This window comes from Citrobacter amalonaticus, from assembly GCF_018252635.1.
Classification (GTDB): Bacteria; Pseudomonadota; Gammaproteobacteria; order Enterobacterales; family Enterobacteriaceae; genus Citrobacter_A; species Citrobacter_A amalonaticus_E.
Window position 1 is genome coordinate 228,393 of sequence record NZ_JAGTXM010000001.1, and the last position, 23,875, is coordinate 252,267.

The 23,875-nt window shown below is 54.0% G+C and carries 20 protein-coding genes and 3 tRNA genes; 17 read left to right on the plus strand and 6 right to left on the minus strand.

The features are described from left to right. Window positions 1-3: 3 nt before the first annotated feature. A complete protein-coding gene (gene frdB, locus KE671_RS01050; RefSeq protein WP_195296362.1) occupies window positions 4-738 on the minus strand; it encodes a fumarate reductase iron-sulfur protein in 735 nt (244 codons plus the stop codon). Beyond that, entirely contained in the window at window positions 738-2,522 is a 1,785-nt protein-coding gene (gene frdA, locus KE671_RS01055; RefSeq protein ID WP_206161354.1) for a fumarate reductase (quinol) flavoprotein subunit, read from the minus strand. Before frdA ends, frdB begins: the two co-directional genes overlap by 1 nt. 322 nt (window positions 2,523-2,844) lie before the next feature. Here frdA and epmA point away from each other — a divergent pair, with 322 nt between their 5' ends. From epmA to KE671_RS01070, 3 genes are all read left to right on the plus strand, one after another. Next, window positions 2,845-3,822, plus strand: coding sequence for an elongation factor P--(R)-beta-lysine ligase (gene epmA / locus KE671_RS01060; protein WP_206161355.1), 978 nt, complete (start codon window positions 2,845-2,847; stop codon window positions 3,820-3,822). Window positions 3,823-4,005: 183 nt separating this feature from the next. Then, window positions 4,006-4,713 carry a hypothetical protein gene (locus tag KE671_RS01065; RefSeq protein ID WP_206161356.1) on the plus strand — a complete coding sequence of 236 codons (708 nt, stop codon included), beginning with the start codon at window positions 4,006-4,008 and terminating at the stop codon, window positions 4,711-4,713. Further along, on the plus strand, window positions 4,714-5,028 hold the full coding sequence (locus tag KE671_RS01070; protein WP_206161357.1) for a YjeO family protein: 315 nt from the start codon (window positions 4,714-4,716) through the stop codon (window positions 5,026-5,028). Between the two features lie 41 nt (window positions 5,029-5,069). On the opposite strand, the gene mscM is transcribed toward KE671_RS01070, so the two are convergent. From mscM to rsgA, 3 genes are all read right to left on the minus strand, one after another. Then, on the minus strand, window positions 5,070-8,396 hold the full coding sequence (mscM, locus tag KE671_RS01075) for a miniconductance mechanosensitive channel MscM (protein WP_206161358.1): 3,327 nt from the start codon (window positions 8,394-8,396) through the stop codon (window positions 5,070-5,072). Between the two features lie 18 nt (window positions 8,397-8,414). Beyond that, window positions 8,415-9,383, minus strand: coding sequence for an archaetidylserine decarboxylase (gene asd / locus KE671_RS01080; RefSeq protein WP_206161359.1), 969 nt, complete (start codon window positions 9,381-9,383; stop codon window positions 8,415-8,417). A 95-nt stretch (window positions 9,384-9,478) separates the two neighbouring features. After that, window positions 9,479-10,531: a small ribosomal subunit biogenesis GTPase RsgA gene (gene rsgA / locus KE671_RS01085; RefSeq protein ID WP_206161360.1), complete on the minus strand. Its 1,053-nt coding sequence runs from the start codon at window positions 10,529-10,531 to the stop codon at window positions 9,479-9,481. A gap of 106 nt (window positions 10,532-10,637) precedes the next feature. On the opposite strand from rsgA, the gene orn reads away from it, so the two are divergent. The 4 genes from orn to KE671_RS01105 all read left to right on the plus strand — a co-directional run bounded on the left by orn (window position 10,638) and on the right by KE671_RS01105 (window position 11,765). After that, window positions 10,638-11,183, plus strand: a complete 546-nt coding sequence (orn, locus tag KE671_RS01090; protein WP_152401654.1) for an oligoribonuclease — start codon at window positions 10,638-10,640, stop codon at window positions 11,181-11,183. 186 nt (window positions 11,184-11,369) lie between these two features. Next, window positions 11,370-11,445: transfer RNA gene (locus tag KE671_RS01095), tRNA-Gly, on the plus strand. 87 nt (window positions 11,446-11,532) lie between these two features. Beyond that, window positions 11,533-11,608: transfer RNA gene (locus KE671_RS01100), tRNA-Gly, on the plus strand. An 81-nt stretch (window positions 11,609-11,689) separates the two neighbouring features. After that, window positions 11,690-11,765: transfer RNA gene (locus tag KE671_RS01105), tRNA-Gly, on the plus strand. Window positions 11,766-12,034: 269 nt separating this feature from the next. Here the strand turns inward: KE671_RS01105 and queG are convergent. Then, window positions 12,035-13,174, minus strand: coding sequence for a tRNA epoxyqueuosine(34) reductase QueG (queG, locus tag KE671_RS01110; protein ID WP_206161361.1), 1,140 nt, complete (start codon window positions 13,172-13,174; stop codon window positions 12,035-12,037). On the opposite strand from queG, the gene nnr reads away from it, so the two are divergent. The 10 genes from nnr (at window position 13,173) to KE671_RS01160 (ending at window position 23,796) form a co-directional block, all read left to right on the plus strand. Then, window positions 13,173-14,720, plus strand: a complete 1,548-nt coding sequence (gene nnr, locus KE671_RS01115; RefSeq protein WP_206161362.1) for a bifunctional ADP-dependent NAD(P)H-hydrate dehydratase/NAD(P)H-hydrate epimerase — start codon at window positions 13,173-13,175, stop codon at window positions 14,718-14,720. The two genes, queG and nnr, sit on opposite strands and share 2 nt — an antisense overlap. Beyond that, window positions 14,692-15,153: a tRNA (adenosine(37)-N6)-threonylcarbamoyltransferase complex ATPase subunit type 1 TsaE gene (tsaE, locus tag KE671_RS01120; protein WP_206161363.1), complete on the plus strand. Its 462-nt coding sequence runs from the start codon at window positions 14,692-14,694 to the stop codon at window positions 15,151-15,153. The genes nnr and tsaE overlap by 29 nt, the downstream gene beginning before the upstream one ends. Window positions 15,154-15,169: 16 nt before the next feature. After that, complete coding sequence (gene amiB, locus KE671_RS01125; RefSeq protein ID WP_206161364.1) at window positions 15,170-16,498, plus strand: N-acetylmuramoyl-L-alanine amidase AmiB; 1,329 nt, start codon at window positions 15,170-15,172, stop codon at window positions 16,496-16,498. 9 nt (window positions 16,499-16,507) lie between these two features. Next, window positions 16,508-18,370 (plus strand): DNA mismatch repair endonuclease MutL, encoded by a 1,863-nt coding sequence (gene mutL, locus KE671_RS01130; protein WP_206161365.1) that lies wholly within the window; start codon window positions 16,508-16,510, stop codon window positions 18,368-18,370. Then, window positions 18,363-19,313, plus strand: a complete 951-nt coding sequence (gene miaA / locus KE671_RS01135) for a tRNA (adenosine(37)-N6)-dimethylallyltransferase MiaA (protein ID WP_206161366.1) — start codon at window positions 18,363-18,365, stop codon at window positions 19,311-19,313. Before mutL ends, miaA begins: the two co-directional genes overlap by 8 nt. A gap of 83 nt (window positions 19,314-19,396) precedes the next feature. Continuing rightward, window positions 19,397-19,705, plus strand: coding sequence for an RNA chaperone Hfq (hfq, locus tag KE671_RS01140; protein WP_061069555.1), 309 nt, complete (start codon window positions 19,397-19,399; stop codon window positions 19,703-19,705). Window positions 19,706-19,779: 74 nt separating this feature from the next. Continuing rightward, window positions 19,780-21,060, plus strand: coding sequence for a ribosome rescue GTPase HflX (gene hflX, locus KE671_RS01145; protein ID WP_042321426.1), 1,281 nt, complete (start codon window positions 19,780-19,782; stop codon window positions 21,058-21,060). Between the two features lie 188 nt (window positions 21,061-21,248). After that, complete coding sequence (gene hflK, locus KE671_RS01150; protein ID WP_206161367.1) at window positions 21,249-22,505, plus strand: FtsH protease activity modulator HflK; 1,257 nt, start codon at window positions 21,249-21,251, stop codon at window positions 22,503-22,505. 2 nt (window positions 22,506-22,507) lie between these two features. Then, complete coding sequence (hflC, locus tag KE671_RS01155; RefSeq protein WP_206161368.1) at window positions 22,508-23,512, plus strand: protease modulator HflC; 1,005 nt, start codon at window positions 22,508-22,510, stop codon at window positions 23,510-23,512. An 86-nt stretch (window positions 23,513-23,598) separates the two neighbouring features. After that, on the plus strand, window positions 23,599-23,796 hold the full coding sequence (locus KE671_RS01160) for a DUF2065 domain-containing protein (protein WP_042321436.1): 198 nt from the start codon (window positions 23,599-23,601) through the stop codon (window positions 23,794-23,796). Window positions 23,797-23,875: the final 79 nt, after the last annotated feature.

The window sequence follows — 23,875 nt, forward strand, 5'->3', positions numbered from 1 at the left end:
TCCTTAGCGTGGTTTCAGGGTGGCGATAAGAAAGTCTTTCGAACTTTCCACTTTACCCTGCTGAATGGCAGCCGCCGGATCGACGTGCTTCGGACAAACTTCGGAGCAATAGCCCACGAAAGTACAGGTCCATACGCCGTTCGGGCTGTTCAACTGTGCCATACGCTCCTTCTTACCGTGGTCGCGGCTGTCTTCGTTGTAACGATGCGCCAGGGTAATCGCAGCCGGTCCAATGAACTCAGGGTTCAGGCCGAACTGCGGACATGCGGCATAGCACAGACCACAGTTGATGCAACCAGAGAACTGGTGATACTTCGCCATTTGCGCCGGGGTCTGGGTGTTTGGACCTTGATCCGGCGTACGTGGGTTACCAATAATGTACGGCTTAATCGCTTCCAGACTTTCGATAAAGTGCGTCATATCGACGACCAGATCGCGCTCAATCGGGAAGTTACCCAGTGCTTCAACCTTAAGACCGCTGGTGTAATCACGCAGGAAGGTTTTGCACGCCAGTTTTGGTACATTGTTGACCATCATGCCGCAAGAGCCACAGATCGCCATACGGCAGGACCAGCGATAGCTCAGGTCGGGTGCCAGGTTATCTTTGATGTAGCCCAAAGCGTCCAGCAGTGACGTTGTTTCATCATAAGGCACTTCATAGAAAGCACTGTGCGGCGCGGTGTCGGTCTCAGGGTTATAGCGCACCACCTCAACTTTCAGGTTTTTCATCTCAGCCATTACGCCTTCTCCTTCTTATCGGCTGCTTCCGCTTCCGCACCGTAAACACGTTTTGCAGGCGGCAGCGTGGTGATTTTCACGTCGCTATAGTCGAGGCGAGTCGTGCCATCAGCATCGCGGAAGGCGAGAGTATGTTTGAGGAAGTTGACGTCGTCACGCTCGGTGCAACCTTCGTCCAGACGTTGGTGAGCGCCACGTGATTCCTTACGGGCCAGCGCGGAGTGCGCCATACATTCAGCAACGTTCAGGCCATGACCCAGCTCAATGGTGTACAGCAGGTCGGTGTTGAATACGCTGGAGGTATCGGTGATACGAACGCGCTTGAAGCGCTCTTGCAACTCAGCCAGCTTGTCCACGGTTTTCTGCATGAGTTCCGGCGTACGGTAGATACCGCAACCTTCTTCCATGGAGATCCCCATTTCGTCGCGGATCTTCGACCAGTTCTCGTTACCTTCCTGGTTAACCAGGTCTTTCAGACGCTGTTCAACGCCTGCAACCTGTGCGTCGAGCGCAGCGTCGTTTGCGGTGCCCGCTGTTGATGCACGCTCCATCGCTTGCTCACCTGCCAGACGGCCAAAGACCACCAGTTCAGCCAGCGAGTTGGAACCCAGACGGTTTGCACCATGCAGACCGACAGAAGAACATTCGCCAACGGCAAACAGCCCTTTGATGCGGGTTTCGCAGTTCTGATCGGTTTCGATACCGCCCATGGTGTAGTGCGCGGTCGGACGAACCGGAATCGGCTCTTTCACCGGATCGACACCCACGTAAGCTTTTGCCAGTTCACAGATGAACGGCAGACGTTCCAGCAGCTTCTTCTCACCCAGGTGACGCAGGTCAAGGTAAACCACATCGCCACGCGGCGTGGAGATCGTGTTACCTTTACGCCATTCGTGCCAGAAGGCCTGAGAAACTTTGTCGCGCGGACCCAGTTCCATGTATTTATTTTTCGGCTCGCCCAGCGGTGTTTCCGGACCCATGCCGTAATCCTGCAGATAACGGTAGCCGTTTTTGTTGACCAGGATACCGCCTTCACCACGGCAACCTTCGGTCATCAGGATACCGGAACCCGGCAGGCCGGTCGGGTGATACTGAACAAATTCCATATCACGCAACGGAACGCCGTGGCTGAGTGCCATACCCATACCGTCACCGGTTACGATACCGCCGTTGGTGTTATAGCGATACACACGGCCTGCGCCGCCTGTTGCCATCACCACCGCGTTAGCACGGATCTGCACCAGCGTGCCTTCCATCATGTTCATCGCCACCAGGCCGCGAGCATGACCATCATCGACCAGGATATCCAGTACAAAGTGTTCGTCAAAGCGTTGGATCTGTGGGAACTGCAAAGAAGTCTGGAACAGGGTGTGCAGCATATGGAAGCCGGTTTTATCTGCGGCAAACCAGGTGCGCTCAATTTTCATCCCGCCGAAGCGACGAACGTTGACGCTACCGTCTTCGCGGCGACTCCACGGGCAGCCCCATTGTTCCAGTTGGGTCATCTCGGTAGGACAGTGGTGGACAAAATAATCCACGACATCCTGTTCACACAGCCAGTCTCCGCCCGCTACCGTATCGTGAAAATGGTAGTCGAAGCTGTCATGATCCTGGGCGACAGCGGCTGAGCCCCCTTCGGCAGCAACGGTGTGACTGCGCATCGGGTACACTTTTGAAATCAGTGCGATTTTCGCATTAGGATTTGCCTGCGCTGCGGCAATTGCAGCGCGTAATCCCGCGCCACCGGCGCCTATAATGGCAAGATCGGCTTGAAAGGTTTGCACGACATTCCTCCAGATTATTGTAATTTCGCCACCACAAATCTCGTAAAAGAGCCTGAAAAAGGTGTGTAGCGAACGTGTTTCCACTGCTCCTTTATAGGTACAACAGTATAGTCGTTGCTATGTGTGGGAAATTTGACGTGTTCGATTTTTTTAGCGTGTCAAAGGGGCGAATTATCATTGATTTTGATTAATTTAATTACTAAACCATCCCTCGGCGCTTTTTTAACCCTTCAGCCGTGCTTGAGTATTCCTGAGCAAAATTTGTTTCATTGCGTCGTTACGAGTAGACTTCGTGCCCTTGTCTTAAACTGGAGAAAGAACCATGAGCGAAACGGCAACCTGGCAGCCGAGCGCGTCCATACCTAACCTGTTAAAACGCGCGGCAATTATGACGGAAATTCGTCGTTTCTTTGCCGATCGCGGAGTGCTGGAGGTTGAGACGCCCTGCATGAGCCAGGCGACGGTCACAGACATTCATCTGTTCCCGTTCGAAACGCGTTTCGTCGGCCCCGGTCATTCGCAGGGAATGAACCTCTATTTAATGACCAGTCCGGAATACCACATGAAACGTCTGCTGGTGGCAGGGTGTGGTCCGGTCTTTCAGTTGTGCCGTAGCTTCCGTAATGAAGAGATGGGACGTCATCATAACCCTGAGTTCACCATGCTCGAGTGGTATCGTCCACATTACGACATGTACCGATTGATGAACGAAGTGGATGATCTGCTACAGCAGGTGCTGGAATGCCCGGCGGCGGAAAGCCTCTCTTATCAGCAGGCGTTCCAGCGTCATCTGGAGATTGACCCGCTCTCGGCGGATAAAACGCAACTGCGGGAAGTTGCCGCGAAGCTCGAGTTAAGTAACATTGCGGATACCGAAGAAGATCGCGATACCTTACTGCAACTGCTGTTTACGATGGGCGTTGAACCGCATATTGGCAAAGAGAAACCCACGTTCGTGTATCACTTTCCGGCAAGTCAGGCATCCCTGGCGCAGATCAGCACGGAAGATCATCGCGTGGCGGAACGTTTTGAGGTTTACTTCAAAGGCATTGAGTTGGCGAATGGTTTCCACGAACTGACAGATGCGCGTGAACAGCAGCAACGTTTTGAACAAGACAATCGTAAGCGTGCCGCGCGTGGATTGCCACAGCAGCCTATCGATAACAATCTGATCGAGGCATTGAAGGTCGGAATGCCGGACTGCTCAGGTGTTGCGCTGGGTGTGGATCGTCTGGTGATGCTGGCGCTGGGCGCAGAAAGCCTCGCGGAAGTGATTGCTTTTACGGTGGACAGAGCCTGATTAGCCGGGTTCCTTAATACCGCGTTCTCGCTTATATATCCATATCATTTATAGATTATCGTTGTTCTATAAATGATATGGCTGATGATTTTCCGATATTATCTTCTTTGGGAGAAGGATCTCATTCGGGAAGAAATGTGAGATAGTATTTTGTTTATTTTATTAAATAAATGGAATGCTGTTATGGATAACTTGATTTTTTGTAAGGTTGATGAGTATGGCTTCCCGCATTGGGATGGTTTCGATGCTTTTCGTTGGTTTGTATTGCCTACGGATTGGGACTTTATAACCGGCGACGCATATCTCTGGGTGTATAAAACGGCATGGCTTATACATCACCGTGATGTTATTAAGCAGTATGCTAAAGAAGCCGAAATTCCGGAGTTGCTGTTGGCCGGTGTTGCTGTATCTGAAGTGGGCGGGATGCCAGAACGATTTAAAGGAATTGGGGTGTTGCAAGCAAAACAAGTTATTGATGAGATTGTCAGAGAGAAAAATAAATATTCCAATAAAACGTCTGTTGGCTCTATCGCTATTCAATTAGGTGTCGCAGCTCAAACACTAGGTATTGACCCTACTACGCTGGACCACTTTCAACAATTTCGACTTGCTCAATGTTTATTAAACAATGATTTCAACATTCGCGTGGTTGCTTTCCATTTGCGAGATTTAATTCTCTATGATAATCCCGGTGCCAATACGGCTATTCTTACTGACGAGCAAATTATACTAGCTGCATCTCGTTATAATAGAGGAGTTCAACGAAGCTCCGGGGATATAATAAATTCAACCCATGACCCGATAGGTGCTAAAACGCGTGAATACAGTGACTATGGGCGTCATCTTCTTCAAAAAAAACAAACCATTTTGAAGATATTGGAGGAAAGGTAAATGAACTGGAAGGTGTTCACCTTAGGATTTATTTGGTTTTGGTTGTCTATTTTTTGGATTGTGTTTTGTTCAGTTCAGGATAAAGAATGGTGGATAGGTGATGGTGACATAAAAAACATTTGTGATCTAATGAATTATATTGAAAATGATGATACACGAGATGTTGGATACTTCTTTTCTCTCCCTGTTTTTTTTCCGGCAATCTATGCCATTCTGATTAAAAAAAAGCGCTACTGGTTTATTTATGTCGTGACATTGGCTGTAACGGGGTACTGGTTATGGCAATTTGTCATCCGCTATCACTGGTGTTTTTAAATCAGAAGCCTCCCTCTGCAAGAGAAGGCTTCTGATCTGCCTTACAAACTCCCCGCCGGACGACTTCTTCTGCCGGCAGAACTAAGCGTTTTTCCTGTTTGTCTACCATTTAAACTCTCCAGACGCATCTGGAAAGGCGGGAACGGCATATCGATACCGTGCTCGCGGAAGCCCGCCAGAATCAACTGATGAATTTCATGGCGCAGTGGCATACGGTGACCCATCTCAGCGGCGTAGATACGCAGTTCAAAGATCTGGATCCCCTGTTGCAGATCCACCAGGAAGACTTCCGGTGCCGGGTTGTCGATCACCAGCGAACAGCGATGCGCGGCGGTGAGCAGGATCTGCGTCACCTCCTCGCTGTTCACATCGGACGGGGCCGGAATGGTCAGCACTACACGCGTCACAGAATCGGACAGCGACCAGTTGATGAACTGCTCGGTGATAAACGCTTTGTTCGGCACGATGATCTCTTTGCGGTCCCAGTCGCTGATGGTGGTGGCGCGGGTATTGATTTTCGTAACGCTGCCGGTCAGATCGCGAATGGTTACCGTATCGCCAATACGAATCGGTTTTTCAAACAGGATGATCAGGCCGGAGATAAAGTTGGCGAAGATTTCCTGCAAGCCAAAGCCCAGACCGACGCCGAGAGCCGCCACCAGCCATTGCAGTTTCGACCACTCAATCCCGATCATCGAGAAACCTACCAGACCGCCAATCAGCATCAGCAGGTACTTGGTGATGGTGGTAATGGCGTAGCCGGTACCCGGCGTGAGATCGAGGTGTTGTAGCAATGCCAGTTCGAGAAGTGCAGGCAGATTACGCACCAACTGGGTGGTGATGATAAACACCAGAATCGCAATCAGCACCGCGCCCAGCGTAATCGGCTCTAAGCTTTCAACACCTTGCACCGTCGAGGTGACGTCCCACAGTGAGATATTTTCGAGGAAGCCGAATGCGGAGTGAATTTCCGACCATAGCACAATGACCGACAGCAGGGCGATCAGCATCAGGATGGATCGCACCAGACGGAGCGACTGGGCGCTGATGGCATCAAGATCGACTTCACTCTCATCCACGTCGATAGCCCCTTCCAGACTGGTCGAATGGGCCGGTTCTTCTTCGCCACGGGCACGCTGGGCCAGCATTTCCGCGCGACGGTGCTTGGCGCGGTCAAAGGCCAGTCTGCGGCGCTGAATCAGCATCCAGCGGCGAATGACGTGGTAAATGACCAGCAGCAGGAACCAGATCGCGACGGAGGTTTCCAGGCGCGCCAGCAGCGCCTGTGACGTCGCCAGATAACCCACGGCAGCCGCCAGTATTGCCACCACCGGCGCGCCGATCATCAGGTTCCACAGCATGCTGTTAACAATGTTGTCGCCGCTGCCCTCTTTATCGAGATAGAGTGGAATACCGGCTTTTTTCAGGCTCAGGGTGACCAGCGCCAGCGCGCCGCAAATCAGAATAAAGCACAGGCGGCCGAGCGAGCCGGAGAACTCCCGATCGTTCAGGTTATCGAACATGATAAGCGCCATAATCAATGGCACGATAAGCCCAATACTCATCAGATAATAACGCATCGCACGCGACACGCGTTCGCGCGGCCAGCCGAAGTGGGCGATAAACAGGCCATTTGGCCGGGCAAACGCCGCACAAATCATGACCACCCACAGCAGCGGTACCGTCGCGGTGACGCCATCGCCGATTGCGACGGCAAGGGGATAAGGCCAGGCTTCGCGTAGCCCATACCCCAGCGTCATCCACAGCACTGGCAGCGGCGAGGCCACCAGTATCGACCAGAACACGGTACGCAGCGTGAGCCAGAAGTGATCCTGCGTCACTTTGCCCACTCTGGCGGCGGAACGCTCCAGAAAACGGGTGAAGTGGCGACGCGAGTAGATGCTGAAACCGACCAGAATCAGCGCGCCAAACAGTGGCAGCAGGGTTTCTCTGCTGGTCAGCATCATCACGCTGGCCTGACCTAACTGGCTGAAAGTGTCGAGTGAGATCAGCCGACGGAGATCCTGCACAATATCTATCGGCCAGGAGAACGACATCGGGCGAACGTCAGAGGTCCAGAACAGATAGCGGTGGGTTGCTTCGTTCACCTCTTTTAGCGCATCCTCAAGCTGGCTATTGGAGACTTTCAGTTTGGTCAGTTCGAGGATCAGCGTGTCGCCACCCTGTAACAGCGAATTCAGCAGCTCGCGTTGAGTGCGCAGTTGCGCTTCAAGAATACGGTTTTGCTCCGCGGTGAGCGGTTGTCCGTCCGCCTGATGGAGCTGGCGCAGCTGAGGCTGCTTGTTGAGCTGGTCTTCATAGCGTAGGCGCTGGACGCGCAGTTGCGCCATTTCAGTATCCAGTTGCTGGGGTTTGGGCATTTCCGGCAGACGTGCCACCTGGGCGCGTAACGCTTCGCCCAACAGGTTAGACGAACCTAACCATTGCGATTGTTCACGCAGCGTCGTCAACGCCTGACGTACCTGTTGGGTCTGGCTGGTGGCCTGACGCTGTTGAGACGCGACGAGATCCATGCGCTGCGCCTGCTGGTTCAGTGCGGCCGACAGTTCCCGGTTCACTTTGAACTGGGCGACAATATCCGGTGGTAAATCAGCGCTGTTCTCTGCCAGTAACTCGGTGCTTTCCAGCGCCTGTTCGGCTTCACGCTGGCGCTGGCTGTTGAGCTGGTTGCGCAGTGCCTGTAAATACGCATCCAGTTGCTGGCTCTGTTTTTCCGCCAGTTCGGATCGCAGACGCGCCAGTTCCTGACGGTTATTGGCCGAAAGCTGCGCCAGTTCCAGCTCATCAACCTGGGCTTTCAGGCGAGCCGATTCTGCCTGCATGCTGAAATTTTGCGCCTGGTTGAGCGGGCTATTGCCGGTAGCGGTGCCGATACGGCGTTCGATTTCGTTAAGCTGTCGGCGGGCGTCGGTTTGCTGCTGGGGAAGCTGGCTCAGCGAGTCGGCAATCTCACGAGCGCGCTCTTGCTCCTGCTGGGCCTGACGGCTCTTTTCCAGCAACTGGCTGCTGACCTGGAGAATCTCCTGATTCAACGCATCAGTAGTCATACCCGGCGAAACGCTGCGGGGTTCATCGCGCAGGCTGGTTAACTGTGCGCGCAGGCTGGCGGACATTTTTGGGAAATTATCGATAACCTGCTGATATTGCTGTGTACGCTCGAGTGAACCTTTACGCTCTTCGAGCGCATTCAACGCCGACTGAAGGGCTTCGACGACTTCGGGCTGGGCAGGCTTTGCGGATTTCGCCTGCTCCAGTTCCTGGGTGATTTGTTTGGCATCGGGGGCGGTTGCAGCGTACGCCCCCAGGCTGAGGCACCAGGCCATCAGAAACGCGATAATCAGGCGCACAGCAACGTCCTTCTGCGATTAGGTTTCGTTTTTCTTATCATCAACCAGCGGGCTGGCGTCGTGTTCTGCCTGGATTTCTGCCTCTGGCAAAGGCGCAGGTTCTGCATCCGGTGCGACGAAGGTTTCTGTAGAAATCGCCAGCGGCTGACCTATTTTGGTCACTGAGAGGCTTTCAAGCTGCTCGACCAGATTCACTTTGCCTGGCGCAAACAGGTTGATCACCGTGGAACCGAGTTTGAAGCGGCCCATTTCCTGACCCTTTAGCAGCGCTACGGAGCCTTCGCTTTCCCCGGCAGGCCAGGTCCAGCGTTTGATCACCCCTTCACGCGGCGGCGTAATGGTTCCCGCCCAGACGGTTTCGATACTGCCAACAATCGTAGCACCGACCAGAATTTGCGCCATTGGACCGAACTCCGTATCGAACAGGCAGATAACACGTTCATTACGGGCAAACAGGTTCGGGACGTTCTGAGCGGTCAGATGGTTCACCGAGAACAGATCGCCCGGAACATAGATCATCTCACGCAGAATACCGTTGCACGGCATATGCACGCGGTGGTAATCGCGCGGTGACAAATAGGTGGTCACAAACGAGCCGTTACGAAACAGATCCGCCATCAGGTAGTTGCCAGCCAGTAGGGCTTCCAGGCTGTAGTTGTGGCCTTTGGCCTGCAGGATCTTATCTTCTTCGATAGCGCCTAACTGACTGATGACGCCGTCAGCCGGCATAACCAGCACATTCGGATCGGTATTCAGCGGGCGAACGTCGTCACGCAGAGGGCGGACAAAGAAATCATTGAATGAGCGATAGCTGGCGGTATCCGGCTTCTGCGCTTCTTTCATATCGACCTTGTAGTACTTCACGAACAGATCGATAACCAGTTTAGTCAGCCATCCCGCTCGTTTGCTCGCGCCCCAGCCCGCCAGGCGAGTGAGCCATAGTTTCGGCAGAATGTATTGTAGCGAAAGTTTAAATGAGTTTAACAAGGTAGCCTCCAGGCTATTGTTTTGTCGTTCCTGACCCGGCGTTCACGCCGGATCCTGAAAAAGGGGGACGATTCTAACGATGCTTAGCTTAGTTGTCAGTCATCGGTATCAGAAAAGTTTTTACGCGTTTTTACCTGCGACATACTTTCGAGAATACGGTGATAATTTTCGAAACGCGTTTCCGCAATTTTCCCGTCCTCTACGGCGGCACGGATGGCGCAGCCAGGGTCAGCGTCGTGTTTACAGTCACGATATTTGCACAGTCCCAGATAGTCATGAAATTCGACAAAGCCATGGGTGATTTGTTCCGGCTCCAGGTGCCACAAACCGAACTCACGCACGCCAGGGGAATCAATGACATCGCCGCCATGCGGGAAATGATAGAGGCGGGCAGCGGTAGTGGTGTGCTGTCCCAGACCGGAGTTGTCGGAAACATCGTTGGTAAGAATGGCTTCCTGCAACCCCAGCAGCGCGTTGAGCAGACTGGATTTACCGACGCCGGACTGGCCGGCAAAGATGCTGATACGTCCGGTCAGCGCTTCTTCCAACGGTTTAAGGCCATCCTGAGTATGGCTGGAGACCATCAGCACGCGATAGCCGATGTTGCGATAGATATCCATCTGCTCATTCACAAACGCCAGGCTTTCGTCATCCAGCAGATCGATTTTGTTGAGTACGATGATCGGTTCAACCTGCAGCGTTTTGCAGGCCACCAGATACCTGTCGATAATATTCAGCGACAGCTCCGGTAAGATCGCGGAGACAATGACAATCTGGTCGATGTTAGCGGCAATGGGTTTTACGCCATCGTAAAAGTCCGGACGCGTCAGTACCGAGGTACGCTCATGTACCGCTTCGACGATTCCTTTGACGTTGACGCCTTCTGCCGCCGCTTTGCCGGGACGCCAGACCACTCGGTCGCCGGTTACCAGCGAGCGGATCGTCCGGCGAATGTTACAGCGGTGAATTTCACCGTCTGCAGATTCGACGTCGGCATGCATGCCAAAACGGCTAATGACGATACCTTCAGCGGTCTCGCCAAACAGGTTGTCATCGTAGTCCGGCTTCTCCTTAGACGTTTTAAGTCGACGCTGGTGATTAGCGTTCACGCGGCGCTGTTGGCCTTTGGAGAGTTTATTTTTACTCAATCGTACTGGCTCCTGGTCGCCCATGTGGGGCAAAACATCTATGATACACACAATTCTAGATGAGAGTAGTCACACTGAATGTGACGCATGAGGGGTGGAAAATAGCATGAGTGCCAATGAAAACAACCTGATTTGGATTGATCTTGAGATGACCGGTCTGGATCCCGAGCGCGATCGCATAATTGAAATCGCCACGCTGGTCACCGATGCCAACCTGAATATTCTGGCTGAAGGGCCGACCATCGCTGTTCATCAGTCCGATGAACAACTGGCGCTGATGGATGACTGGAACGTGCGTACCCATACCGGCAGTGGGCTGGTGGAACGTGTAAAGGCGAGCACGATGGGCGATCGCGAAGCGGAACTGGCGACACTTGAATTTTTGAAAGCGTGGGTGCCGGCGGGTAAGTCACCGATCTGCGGCAACAGCATTGGGCAAGATCGCCGCTTTTTGTTTAAGTACATGCCGGAACTGGAAGCGTATTTCCACTACCGTTATCTGGATGTGAGTACTTTGAAAGAACTGGCGCGTCGCTGGAAACCCGAAATTCTGGACGGTTTGAGCAAGGAGGGATCACATAAGGCGATGGACGATATCCGTGAGTCGGTGGCGGAGCTGGCCTATTACCGTGAGAACTTTATAAAGTTGTAAGTTTGTAACGTGGCAGGCTTGCACTGTCGGGCTTTTGTCGCTAAATTGTGCAGCCTGCCGATTAATTAATCATTTGAACCTGATTTCAAAAAAATCGCTTTTAGAGGGGTTGCAGGCGGGAAGATTTCTCGTATAATGCGCCTCCCGTAACGACAGAGAATTACACGTTACGACAGCAACAAATTTGCGGGAATAGCTCAGTTGGTAGAGCACGACCTTGCCAAGGTCGGGGTCGCGAGTTCGAGTCTCGTTTCCCGCTCCAAAATTTGAAAGTGCTTATCTGTCAGGCACAGACACACCCAATCGCAGAATTTCGAAGTGCGACAGCAGTTTGAAAGACGAAGATTAAGCGGGAATAGCTCAGTTGGTAGAGCACGACCTTGCCAAGGTCGGGGTCGCGAGTTCGAGTCTCGTTTCCCGCTCCAAAATTTGAAAGTGCTTCTTAGCACGGACCACCCAATCGCAGGATTTCGAATTGCGACAGCAGTTTGAAAGACGAAGATTATGCGGGAATAGCTCAGTTGGTAGAGCACGACCTTGCCAAGGTCGGGGTCGCGAGTTCGAGTCTCGTTTCCCGCTCCAAATTCTTATCTCCAGAAAATCAACCACAGTGCATTTATGCGTTGGGGTCGTTTTGTTTTACATCTGTCACACTCTTGTGAACAGAGTTATCCACAGCTTGAGATTTTTCTTCGAAATATTCAGATACTTCGCCAGGTGAATAGTTTCTCTATAACTATCTGAATTAACACTTAAAACTAAGATTTCAAATTGTTAATGGGATCACTTGACGATTTTCTCGTTCTTGAATAGCAATGTGTTTTTATTTTTATTCACAGCCTGTGGAAGATTCAGGCATCCCGCGGTAATCCCTTCTCGATCGCGTTGACCAGTCGTCTTTGTTTTGGTGATTGCACGTCGACCACGCAGGCGTTTCGCTTCGCAATTTGCTGCGCGACGGCCCATTCAATATGCTCATCAAGAAGTGGGTGCTCACCCCTGCGGCTTTCCAGCGCGGAAAGGACGTCGTCGCTCCAGGGGGCATTGCCAAGTGCCACCGCTATATTACGCAGCCAGCGCAGATGACCAATACGACGAATGGCTGAACCTTCCGTGACTTTTAGGAACCAGGCTTCATTCCTGGCGAACAGCTCAATTAACTCGGGCGCATGAAGTGGCTTACGTGGGCTGAAATCATCTTCATCGGTTAATTGCGAGTAGCGATTCCATGGGCAAATCAACTGGCAGTCATCACAACCGTAGATCCTATTGCCCATGAGTGGCCGCAATGCTTCTGGGATTGCGCCTTCCAGTTCGATGGTGAGGTAGGAGATGCAGCGGCGCGCATCCACCGTGTAAGGGGCGACAATCGCACCGGTCGGGCAGGTGGTGATGCAGGCGACGCATTTCCCACATCCTTCGGCCATGGGAGCGTCAACCGGCAGGGGTAAATCAATCAGTAATTCACCGAGAAAGAAAAACGATCCGGCTTCGCGGTTCAGGATGAGTGAGTGCTTACCTGTCCATCCAAGACCCGCTTTTTCCGCCAATGGGCGCTCAAGTATGGGCGCAGAGTCAACAAAAGGTCTAAAATTCAGCGAGGCACAGTGCTGCTGAATCCTCTCACCCAGCTTTTTGAGGCGGTTTCGCACAAGTTTATGGTAGTCGCGGCCCAGGGCGTAGCGGCTGATATAACCCTGCGTGGGATTTTTCAGCGTACTGGCAAACGCGGCGTGGGCGGGGAGATAATTCATGCGCACGCTGATGACGCGAAGCGTGCCGGGCAGCAGTTCATGGGGACGCGCGCGCATCATACCGTGGCGCGCCATCCAGTCCATTTCGCCGTGGTATTGTTTGTCCAGCCACGCCTGCAGTTTGGGTTCGGACTCGCTCAGGTCAGTATCGGTAATACCGACCTGCTGAAAGCCCAGTTCCAGCCCCCACTGCTTAATGTTTTGCGCTAACTGATTGAGATCGAGGGGCTCTGACATGACGGACCATACAATGAAGAAAAACCCCATCAGTATACCACACTCCATCTGGCCCGCCGATGACATCAGGCGGCTGGAGCGAGAAGCCGCTGACACGCTGGGACTCACGCTGTTCGAACTGATGTTGCGGGCAGGCGAGGCGGTGTTTGACGTAGCGCGCGAGTCCCGGCCTTATGCCCGACGCTGGTTGGTGCTCTGCGGTCACGGTAATAACGGTGGCGATGGCTATGTGGTGGCGAGACTGGCGAAAGCGGCAGGGATTCTGGTGACCTTGATAGCGCAGGAGAGCGACAAGCCGCTTCCCGAGGAGGCCGCACAGGCGCGGGAAGCCTGGCTGAATGCGGGAGGCGTGGTTCATTCCCCGGCGATCGCCTGGCCGGAAAATATTGACCTGATTATTGATGCGCTGCTGGGGACCGGGTTAACCCAGGCGCCGCGCGAACCGCTGTCTGAAATAATCGAACGGGCAAACGCCCACCCTGCGCCTGTTGTCTCGATAGATATACCTTCCGGATTGCTGGCACAAACGGGCGCGACGCCCGGCGCGGTGATCAGGGCCGAACGCACGGTTACCTTTATCGTCCTGAAACCGGGCCTGCTGACAGGAAAAGCCCGTGATGTGACCGGGCGCCTTCATTTTAATTCGCTGGGACTGGACGACTGGCTGGCAGGACAGGACGCGCCGGTTCGACGCTATGACGCCTCGCAACTTGCGTCCTGGCTCTCTCCACGCCGTGCAACGTCGCATAAAGGCGATCACGGGCGACTGGTGGTGATCGGCGGCGATCACGGCACGGCGGGCGCGATTCGGCTGGCGGGGGAAGCGGCGCTGCGCGCCGGAGCGGGACTGGTGCGCGTGCTGACGCGCCGCGAGAATATCGGTCCACTGCTGACCGCTCGCCCCGAACTGATGGTGCATGAACTGACGCCGCAGTCCCTTGACGAAAGCCTCGAATGGGCGGATGTCATCATCATCGGTCCTGGCCTTGGGCAGGCGGAGTGGGGAAAAAAAGCCCTGCAAAAAGTTGAGAATTTTCGTAAACCGATGGTCTGGGACGCCGATGCGTTGAACCTGCTGGCAATCAACCCCGATAAACGTCACAATCGTGTCATCACACCGCATCCGGGAGAAGCCGCGCGGTTACTGGGGTGTTCTGTCGCAGAAATTGAAAGCGATCGCTTACATTCTGCACAGCGTCTGGTAAAACGTTACGGAGGCGTTGCGGTGTTGAAAGGGGCGGGAACGGTGATTGCCGCACAACCGGGGTCGTTGGGAATTGCCGATGTCGGAAACGCGGGCATGGCCAGTGGCGGCATGGGCGATGTGCTCTCCGGTATTATTGGCGCATTGCTCGGACAGAAGCTTACCCCGTATGATGCAGCCTGTGCTGGCTGCGTGGTTCACGGTGCGGCGGCCGATGTTCTGGCGGCATGCACCGGCATGCGTGGCATGTTGGCAACCGACCTTTTTTCCACGCTACAGCGTATTGTTAACCCTGATGTGATTGACGTTTATCATGATGAATCGAGTAATTCCGCTACCTGACGAACAGGCAACATTAGACCTGGGACAACGGGTAGCCCACGCCTGCAATGGCGCAACCGTGATCTATCTCTACGGTGATTTAGGCGCGGGTAAAACCACCTTCAGTCGGGGATTCCTGCAGGCGTTAGGCCATTCCGGTAATGTAAAAAGTCCAACCTATACGCTGGTCGAACCCTATTCTCTCGATAACCTGATGGTCTATCACTTCGACCTGTATCGTCTTGCCGATCCCGAGGAGCTCGAATTTATGGGGATCCGCGATTATTTTGCCAACGATGCCATTTGCCTGGTGGAATGGCCACAACAGGGTAAAGGTGTACTCCCGGACCCGGATGTCGAAATACACATAGATTACCAGGCGCAAGGTCGAGAGGCGCGCATCCGTGCTGTCTCCTCATCAGGTGATTCGTTGCTGGCGCGTTTAGCCGGTTAACCTTAAAGGTGGCGGGATGATTTATCGCATCAGAAATGGGTTGGTGGCCATGCTGGTTCTGCTGTGCGCGCAGGCCGGGGCTGCCAGCCTCTCCGATATACAAGTCTCTAACGGCGATCGGCAGGCGCGTATCACGCTCAGCTTCATTGGCGATCCTGATTATGCCTTTTCCCATGAAGGCAAACGTACCGTTGCGCTGGATATTAAACAAACGGGGGTCATTCAGGGGCTTCCGCTGAGGTTTAGCGGTAACAACCTGGTGAAGACCATTCGTTCCGGCACGGCGAAAGATCCACAGTCGCTACGACTGATGGTGGATTTAACCGAAAACGGGAAAACCGAGGCGGTAAAACGGCAGAATGGCGGAAACTACACGGTGGTCTTTACCATTAACGCCGATACGCCTCCGCCGCCACCTGCTCCTGTCGTTGCGAAACGCGTGGAAACGCCGGTAGTGACGCCGCGTCCGAGTGAACCTGCGCGAAATCCGTTTAAAACCAGTAACGATCGCACCACCGTCGTGACCAGTAGCAATACGGCGACGCGCCCTGCGGCCAGGGCGACATCCGGCAATGGTGACAAAGTGGTGATCGCCATTGATGCCGGGCACGGTGGGCAGGACCCCGGCGCGATCGGTCCCGGCGGTACGCGAGAGAAAAATGTCACCATCGCGGTGGCCCGTAAACTGCGCACACTGCTTAATGACGATCCGATGTTTAAAGGCGTGTTAACCCGTGATGGAGATTATTTTATCTCTGTAATGGGGCGCTCTGACGTGGCGCGTAAGCAAAACGCCAACTTTCTGGTATCGATTCACGCCGATGCCGCACCCAATCGTAGCGCTACCGGAGCCTCCGTGTGGGTGCTGTCGAACCGGCGGGCCAATAGCGAAATGGCGAACTGGCTTGAAGAACATGAAAAACAGTCGGAGCTATTGGGCGGCGCGGGGGATGTGCTGGCAAACAGCCAGGCCGATCCATACCTAAGCCAGGCGGTGCTGGATTTGCAGTTCGGCCATTCCCAACGCGTAGGGTATGATGTGGCAACCAACATGTTGGGCCAGCTAGAACGGATTGGGTCACTGCATAAACGACGCCCTGAGCATGCCAGCCTGGGCGTTCTGCGTTCGCCGGATATTCCGTCGGTGCTGGTGGAAACCGGGTTTATCAGTAATCACAGTGAAGAACGTCTGTTGGCGAGCGATGCGTATCAGCAGCAGTTGGCCGATGCGATTTACAAAGGACTGCGTAACTACTTCCAGGCGCATCCGATGCAGTCTGCCCCGCAGGGAAGTGCGGCGCAAACCGCGAGCGCCGCGACGCCGGGTGAGTCGTTGATCAACTAAGGAATTAGCATGCCGATTCAGGTGTTACCGCCACAACTGGCGAACCAGATTGCCGCAGGTGAGGTGGTTGAACGACCTGCATCGGTGGTCAAAGAGCTGGTGGAAAACAGCATTGATGCCGGGGCGACGCGTATCGACATTGATATCGAACGCGGCGGCGCGAAGCTGATTCGCATCCGTGACAATGGTTGCGGGATCAAGAAGGACGAACTGGCGCTGGCGCTGGCGCGACATGCCACCAGTAAAATAGCGTCGCTTGACGATCTGGAAGCGATCATCAGCCTCGGTTTTCGCGGCGAAGCGCTGGCGAGTATCAGTTCGGTATCTCGCCTGACCCTCACGTCACGCCCTGCAGAGCAGCAGGAAGCCTGGCAAGCCTACGCCGAAGGGCGCGACATGGATGTGACGGTCAAACCGGCCGCCCATCCGGTGGGCACTACGCTGGAAGTGCTTGATCTGTTCTACAACACGCCCGCCCGGCGCAAGTTTATGCGCACCGAGAAAACTGAATTCAACCATATTGACGAGATCATCCGGCGCATTGCGTTGGCGCGTTTTGATGTAACGATCAATTTGACGCACAACGGCAAAATGGTGCGGCAGTATCGTGCGGTAGCGAAAGACGGGCCGCAAGAGCGCCGTCTGGGTGCCATTTGCGGTACGCCGTTTCTTGAGCACGCACTGGCAATTGAGTGGCAGCATGGCGATTTAACCTTACGCGGTTGGGTCGCCGATCCCCATCACACCACGACGGCGCTGGCGGAAATTCAGTACTGCTACGTCAACGGACGCATGATGCGTGACAGGCTGATCAACCACGCGATTCGTCAGGCCTGTGAAGATAAGCTGGGCGCCGATCAGCAGCCCGCCTTTGTGCTCTACCTTGAGATTGACCCGCATCAGGTGGATGTCAACGTGCATCCGGCCAAACACGAAGTCCGTTTTCATCAGTCGCGCCTGGTGCATGACTTTATTTACCAGGGGGTACTGAGCGTGCTGCAACAGCAGCTTGAATCGCCATTGCCGCTGGAAGCAGAAGGCGACCCCGTGTCCCGGCACGTTCCGGAAAACCGCGTGGCCGCTGGGCGTAACCATTTTGCTGAGCCGGCACAGGCCCGCGAACCCGCAGTTTCGCGCTATGTTCCCACACCGTCAGCGGGCAGTAGCGCGCCGCGCCCGTCGGCGGCAAGCTGGCCGCACGCTCAACCGGGTTACCAGAAACAGCAGGGCGAGGTGTATCGTCAGCTCCTGCAAACGCCGACATCTGGGACAACATCGCCCGCGGCGAAACCTGCGGCATCGGCGCTGGCGGGGCACAGTCAGAGCTTTGGTCGTGTGCTCACTATTGTGGGCAACGACTGTGCGTTGCTGGAACGCGAAGGGAATATTCACCTGCTGGCGCTGCCCGTTGCAGAACGCTGGCTACGTCAGGCGCAGCTTTCGCCGGGAGAGGGACAGGTTTGCGCTCAGCCCTTGCTGATCCCACTGCGGTTAAAAGTCTCTGCGGATGAAAAGGCCGCGCTGGAAAACGCCCAGGACGCGCTGGTGGAGTTAGGGATTGAATTTCAGGCAGATGCCCAGCATGTGACCATTCGGGCGGTGCCTTTACCCTTACGCCAACAAAATTTACAAATCTTGATTCCTGAACTGATAGGCTACCTGACGCAACAGTCAGCGCGTGAACCTGGTAATCTGGCGCAGTGGATTGCGCGTAATCTGATAAGTGAGCATGCGCAGTGGACAATGGCTCAGGCTATTACCCTGTTGGCTGATGTGGAGCGGCTATGCCCACAGCTCGTGAAGGCACCGCCAGGTGGTCTGTTACAACCTGTTGATTTACATACGGCGATGAATGCCCTGAAACATGAGTGATATCAGTAAGGCGAGCCTGCCAAAGGCAATTTTTCTGATGGGGCCAACGGCCTCGGGTAAAACGGCGCTAGCGATTGAATTGCGTAAAGTTTTGCCAGTAGAGTTGATAAGCGTCGATTCTGCCCTTATTTACAAAGGGATGGATATCGGGACGGCGAAGCCGGACGCTGAAGAGTTAACGGCGGCTCCGCACCGATTGCTGGATATTCGCGATCCGTCGCAGGCGTATTCAGCCGCGGATTTCCGCCGTGATGCGTTGGCGGAGATGAGTGAAATCACTGCCGCGGGGCGTATTCCGCTGTTAGTGGGCGGTACGATGTTGTATTTCAAGGCATTACTGGAAGGTCTTTCGCCGTTACCGTCGGCAGACCCGCAGGTGAGGGCCAGAATTGAGCAACAGGCGGCTGAGCTTGGGTGGGATGCGTTGCACCAGCAGCTACAGACAATCGATCCAATTGCTGCTGCGCGTATTCATCCAAATGATCCGCAAAGACTTTCCCGGGCACTGGAAGTTTTTTTCATTTCGGGTAAAACTTTAACGGAACTGACGCAAACGTCAGGCGATGCTTTACCGTACCAGGTGTATCAGTTTGCCATCGCCCCAGCGAGCCGTGAGCTGTTGCATCAACGCATCGAGCAGCGTTTTCATCAGATGTTGGCTTCAGGATTTGAAGCAGAAGTTCGGGCGCTTTTTGCCCGTGGAGATTTGCATACGGACTTGCCTTCCATTCGTTGTGTGGGATACCGCCAGATGTGGTCATATCTTGAAGGTGAAATATCATACGATGAAATGGTTTATAGAGGTGTTTGCGCCACGAGGCAGTTGGCAAAGCGCCAGGTAACCTGGTTACGCGGTTGGGAAGGAGTGCACTGGCTTGACAGTGAGAACCCTGAACAGGCGCGGAACGAAGTATTACAGGTTGTTGGTGCTATCGCGAACTGAATGTGTACAATTAAGGCGTATCGTGCGCAATTTTCAGAATCGAAAGATTCAAAGTACAAATAAGCATATAAGGAAAAGAGAGAATGGCTAAGGGGCAATCTTTACAAGATCCGTTCCTGAACGCACTGCGTCGGGAACGTGTTCCAGTTTCTATTTATTTGGTGAATGGTATTAAGCTGCAAGGTCAAATCGAGTCTTTTGATCAGTTTGTGATCCTGTTGAAAAACACGGTCAGCCAGATGGTTTATAAGCACGCGATTTCTACTGTTGTCCCGTCTCGCCCGGTTTCTCATCATAGTAACAACGCCGGTGGCGGTACCAGCAGTAACTATCATCACGGTAGCGGCGCGCAGGGTTCTGCGGCGCAACAGGACAGCGAAGAGACCGAATAAGGTTTTTGGCTGTTTTACACACGGGGAGCCAGAATTTCTGCGTTCCCCGCTGATCTATATTGAGGGGTTGACGCTTGTTTGACCGTTATGACGCCGGTGAGCAGGCGGTACTGGTACACATCTATTTTTCGCAAGACAAAGATATGGAAGACCTCCAGGAGTTTGAATCTCTGGTCTCTTCCGCCGGTGTCGAAGCAATGCAGGTGATTACCGGTAGCCGTAAAGCACCGCACCCGAAGTACTTTGTTGGTGAAGGTAAAGCCGTTGAAATTGCGGAAGCCGTAAAAGCGACAGGCGCAGCCGTCGTACTGTTCGATCATGCATTGAGCCCGGCCCAGGAACGTAACCTGGAACGCCTGTGTGAGTGTCGTGTTATCGACCGCACCGGCCTTATCTTAGATATTTTTGCGCAGCGTGCACGTACCCATGAGGGGAAATTGCAGGTTGAGCTGGCGCAGTTGCGCCATCTGGCTACGCGTCTTGTCCGTGGCTGGACCCACCTTGAAAGACAAAAAGGCGGGATTGGTTTGCGCGGTCCGGGTGAAACCCAGCTCGAAACCGACCGTCGTTTATTGCGAAACCGTATATTGCAGATCCAGTCGCGCCTGGAAAAAGTTGAAAAGCAACGTGAGCAGGGGCGACAGTCGCGCATTAAAGCGGATGTCCCGACCGTCTCGCTGGTGGGATATACCAACGCCGGAAAATCCACCCTTTTCAACCAGATAACCGAAGCCAGGGTTTACGCGGCAGATCAACTGTTTGCGACCCTGGATCCGACGCTGCGGCGTATTGACGTGGCGGATGTCGGGGAAACCGTGCTGGCGGATACCGTTGGGTTTATCCGTCATCTTCCGCACGATCTGGTAGCGGCGTTTAAAGCGACCCTCCAGGAAACGCGTCAGGCGACACTGTTGCTGCATGTGGTTGATGCAGCGGATGTGCGCGTGCAGGAAAACATCGACGCAGTGGATACGGTTCTCGAAGAGATCGATGCTCACGAGATCCCGTCCCTGATGGTGATGAACAAGATCGATATGCTGGATGATTTTGAGCCGCGTATCGACCGTGATGAAGAGAACAAACCGATCCGTGTCTGGCTTTCTGCGCAGACAGGGGTTGGGATACCACAGCTTTTTCAGGCTTTGACGGAGCGACTTTCCGGCGAGGTGGCGCAGCACACGTTGCGTTTGCCACCGCAGGAAGGGCGTCTGAGAAGCCGTTTTTATCAGCTTCAGGCAATAGAAAAAGAGTGGATGGAGGATGACGGTAGCGTAAGTCTGCAAGTTCGCCTGCCGATCGTTGACTGGCGTCGCCTCTGTAAACAAGAACCGGCTTTGGAAGACTATGTGGTCTGATCTGACGGATATGGCCTGAAGATTTTTTCGCCTCTGTACCTTGTGAACGTTGAGCGGCAGAAAGGAGGCAAGTCCTGAAATGCTCTGGGCATAGTCCACTATGTGTCGGGCGTTGAGAGACATTGCCAACGCATCTGCAGCGCAAAAAACACAGGTATAGCATCGCATAACAAATATGGAGCACAAACATGGCGTGGAATCAGCCCGGTAATAACGGACAAGACCGCGACCCGTGGGGAAGCAGCAAACCAGGCGGCAACTCTGAGGGAAATGGAAACAAAGGTGGTCGTGAGCAGGGGCCACCTGATCTCGATGACATCTTTCGCAAGCTGAGTAAAAAACTCGGTGGTCTGGGGGGCGGTAAAGGTACCGGCTCTGGCGGCGGAAACTCATCGCAAGGCCCGCGCCCGCATCTGGGTGGACGTGTCGTCTCCATCGCGGCGGCCGCTATCGTCATTATCTGGGCGGCAAGCGGTTTCTACACCATCAAAGAAGCAGAGCGCGGCGTGGTGACACGCTTCGGTAAGTTCAGCCATCTGGTTGAACCGGGCCTGAACTGGAAGCCGACGTTTATCGACGAGGTTACGCCGGTGAACGTGGAAGCTGTGCGCGAACTGGCCGCTTCCGGTGTGATGCTGACGTCGGATGAGAACGTGGTGCGCGTTGAGATGAACGTGCAGTACCGCATCACCGATCCGCAGAAATATCTGTTTAGCGTAACCAGCGCGGATGACAGCCTGCGTCAGGCGACCGACAGCGCCCTGCGCGGTGTGATCGGTAAATACACGATGGACCGTATCCTGACCGAAGGGCGTACCGTTATTCGTAGCGATACCCAGCGTGAACTGGAAGAAACCATTCGTCCGTACAACATGGGTATTACCCTGCTGGACGTTAACTTCCAGGCTGCACGTCCGCCGGAAGAGGTGAAAGCGGCGTTTGACGATGCGATTGCTGCCCGTGAGAACGAACAGCAGTACATCCGTGAAGCGGAAGCGTATACCAACGAAGTTCAGCCGCGTGCGAACGGTCAGGCACAGCGTATCCTCGAAGAGGCGCGTGCTTACAGAACGCAAACCATCCTGGAAGCGCAGGGTGAAGTGGCGCGCTTCGCGAAAATTCTTCCGGAATATAAAGCGGCGCCAGAGATTACCCGCGAGCGTCTGTATATCGAGACGATGGAAAAAGTGTTGAGCCATACCCGTAAAGTGTTGGTTAACGACAAAGGTGGCAATCTGATGGTTCTGCCATTGGATCAGATGCTGAAAGGCGCGAGCGCGCCAGCGGCAAAGAGCGATAGCGGTTCGAACCTGCTGCGTCTGCCCTCCACGTCTTCTTCCAGCAGCAGCGGAGCAAGCAACACCTCGTCTACCAGTCAGGGCGATATTATGGACCAACGCCGCGCTAACGCGCAGCGTAACGACTACCAGCGTCAGGGGGAATAACGATGCGTAAGTCAGTTATTGCGATTATCATCATCGTGCTGGTAGTGCTGTACACCTCAATTTTCGTGGTGAAAGAAGGCGAGCGCGGAATTAAGTTCCAGTTCAGCAGCGTCGTGCGTGATGGCGACAAAAAGCCGTTGATTTATGAGCCAGGCCTGCACTTTAAGGTTCCGTTTATTCAGTCGGTGAAAATGCTCGACGCGCGTATCCAGACGATGGATAACCAGGCCGATCGCTTTGTTACCAAAGAGAAGAAAGACCTGATTGTCGATTCTTATATCAAATGGCGCATCAGCGATTTCAGTCGTTACTTCCTGGCGACGGGCGGCGGCGATATTTCTCAGGCCGAAGTCCTGTTAAAACGTAAGTTCTCTGACCGTTTGCGTTCTGAGATTGGTCGTCTGGATGTGAAAGACATCGTCACTGACTCTCGTGGGCGTCTGACCCTGGAAGTACGTGACGCACTGAACTCTGGCTCTGCCGGAACAGAAGACGAAGTCGCGACCCCGGCAGCGGATAACGCGATTGCCGAAGCCGCTGAACGCGTTCAGACTGAGACCAACGGCAATGTGCCGGTGATCAACCCGAACAGTATGGCCGCATTGGGTATCGAAGTGGTTGACGTGCGGATCAAGCAGATCAACCTGCCAACCGAAGTGTCTGAAGCGATCTATAACCGTATGCGCGCTGAGCGTGAAGCGGTAGCGCGCCGTCATCGTTCGCAAGGTCAGGAAGAAGCGGAAAAACTGCGTGCGACAGCCGACTATGAAGTCACCAAAACGCTGGCGGAAGCTGAGCGTCAGGGGCGTATCATGCGCGGTGAAGGGGATGCAGAAGCGGCGAAGCTGTTTGCCGATGCGTTCAGTCAGGATCCTGATTTCTATGCCTTTATCCGTAGCCTGCGTGCTTACGAGAAGAGCTTCGAAGGCAACCAGGATGTCATGGTCATGAGCCCGGACAGCGATTTCTTCCGCTACATGAAGACACCGAATACTGCAACGCGATAATATCGTCGCAACGGTTTTAGGTTAGACGCATAAAACCACCGGCATCCTCAGGGATGCGGTGGTTTTCTTTTTATAAAGGACGTCCGATGAACTCAACAATCTGGCTCGCGCTTGCTCTGGTGTTAGTGCTTGAAGGTTTAGGTCCGATGCTTTACCCGCGAGCATGGAAGAAGATGATTTCTGCCATGACGCAGTTGCCTGAAAATACGTTACGTCGTTTTGGCGGTGGACTTGTGGTTGCGGGCATTGTGGTCTACTACATGTTGAGGAAAACGATTGGCTGATCAAAAAACGTGCGAATTTAGCTGATTTTTGCATGCAAAAAGTGCTGTATATCTGAAAAAGCGATGGTAGAATCCATTT

Coding starts and splice junctions, on each gene's coding strand:
- frdB (WP_195296362.1), bottom strand. CDS start 738: ATGGCTGAGATGAAAAACCTGAAAGTTGAGGTGGTGCGCTATAACCCT.
- epmA (WP_206161355.1), top strand. CDS start 2,845: ATGAGCGAAACGGCAACCTGGCAGCCGAGCGCGTCCATACCTAACCTG.
- KE671_RS01065 (WP_206161356.1), top strand. CDS start 4,006: ATGGATAACTTGATTTTTTGTAAGGTTGATGAGTATGGCTTCCCGCAT.
- KE671_RS01070 (WP_206161357.1), top strand. CDS start 4,714: ATGAACTGGAAGGTGTTCACCTTAGGATTTATTTGGTTTTGGTTGTCT.
- orn (WP_152401654.1), top strand. CDS start 10,638: ATGAGTGCCAATGAAAACAACCTGATTTGGATTGATCTTGAGATGACC.
- nnr (WP_206161362.1), top strand. CDS start 13,173: ATGACGGACCATACAATGAAGAAAAACCCCATCAGTATACCACACTCC.
- queG (WP_206161361.1), bottom strand. CDS start 13,174: ATGTCAGAGCCCCTCGATCTCAATCAGTTAGCGCAAAACATTAAGCAG.
- tsaE (WP_206161363.1), top strand. CDS start 14,692: ATGATGAATCGAGTAATTCCGCTACCTGACGAACAGGCAACATTAGAC.
- amiB (WP_206161364.1), top strand. CDS start 15,170: ATGATTTATCGCATCAGAAATGGGTTGGTGGCCATGCTGGTTCTGCTG.
- mutL (WP_206161365.1), top strand. CDS start 16,508: ATGCCGATTCAGGTGTTACCGCCACAACTGGCGAACCAGATTGCCGCA.
- miaA (WP_206161366.1), top strand. CDS start 18,363: ATGAGTGATATCAGTAAGGCGAGCCTGCCAAAGGCAATTTTTCTGATG.
- hfq (WP_061069555.1), top strand. CDS start 19,397: ATGGCTAAGGGGCAATCTTTACAAGATCCGTTCCTGAACGCACTGCGT.
- hflK (WP_206161367.1), top strand. CDS start 21,249: ATGGCGTGGAATCAGCCCGGTAATAACGGACAAGACCGCGACCCGTGG.
- hflC (WP_206161368.1), top strand. CDS start 22,508: ATGCGTAAGTCAGTTATTGCGATTATCATCATCGTGCTGGTAGTGCTG.
- KE671_RS01160 (WP_042321436.1), top strand. CDS start 23,599: ATGAACTCAACAATCTGGCTCGCGCTTGCTCTGGTGTTAGTGCTTGAA.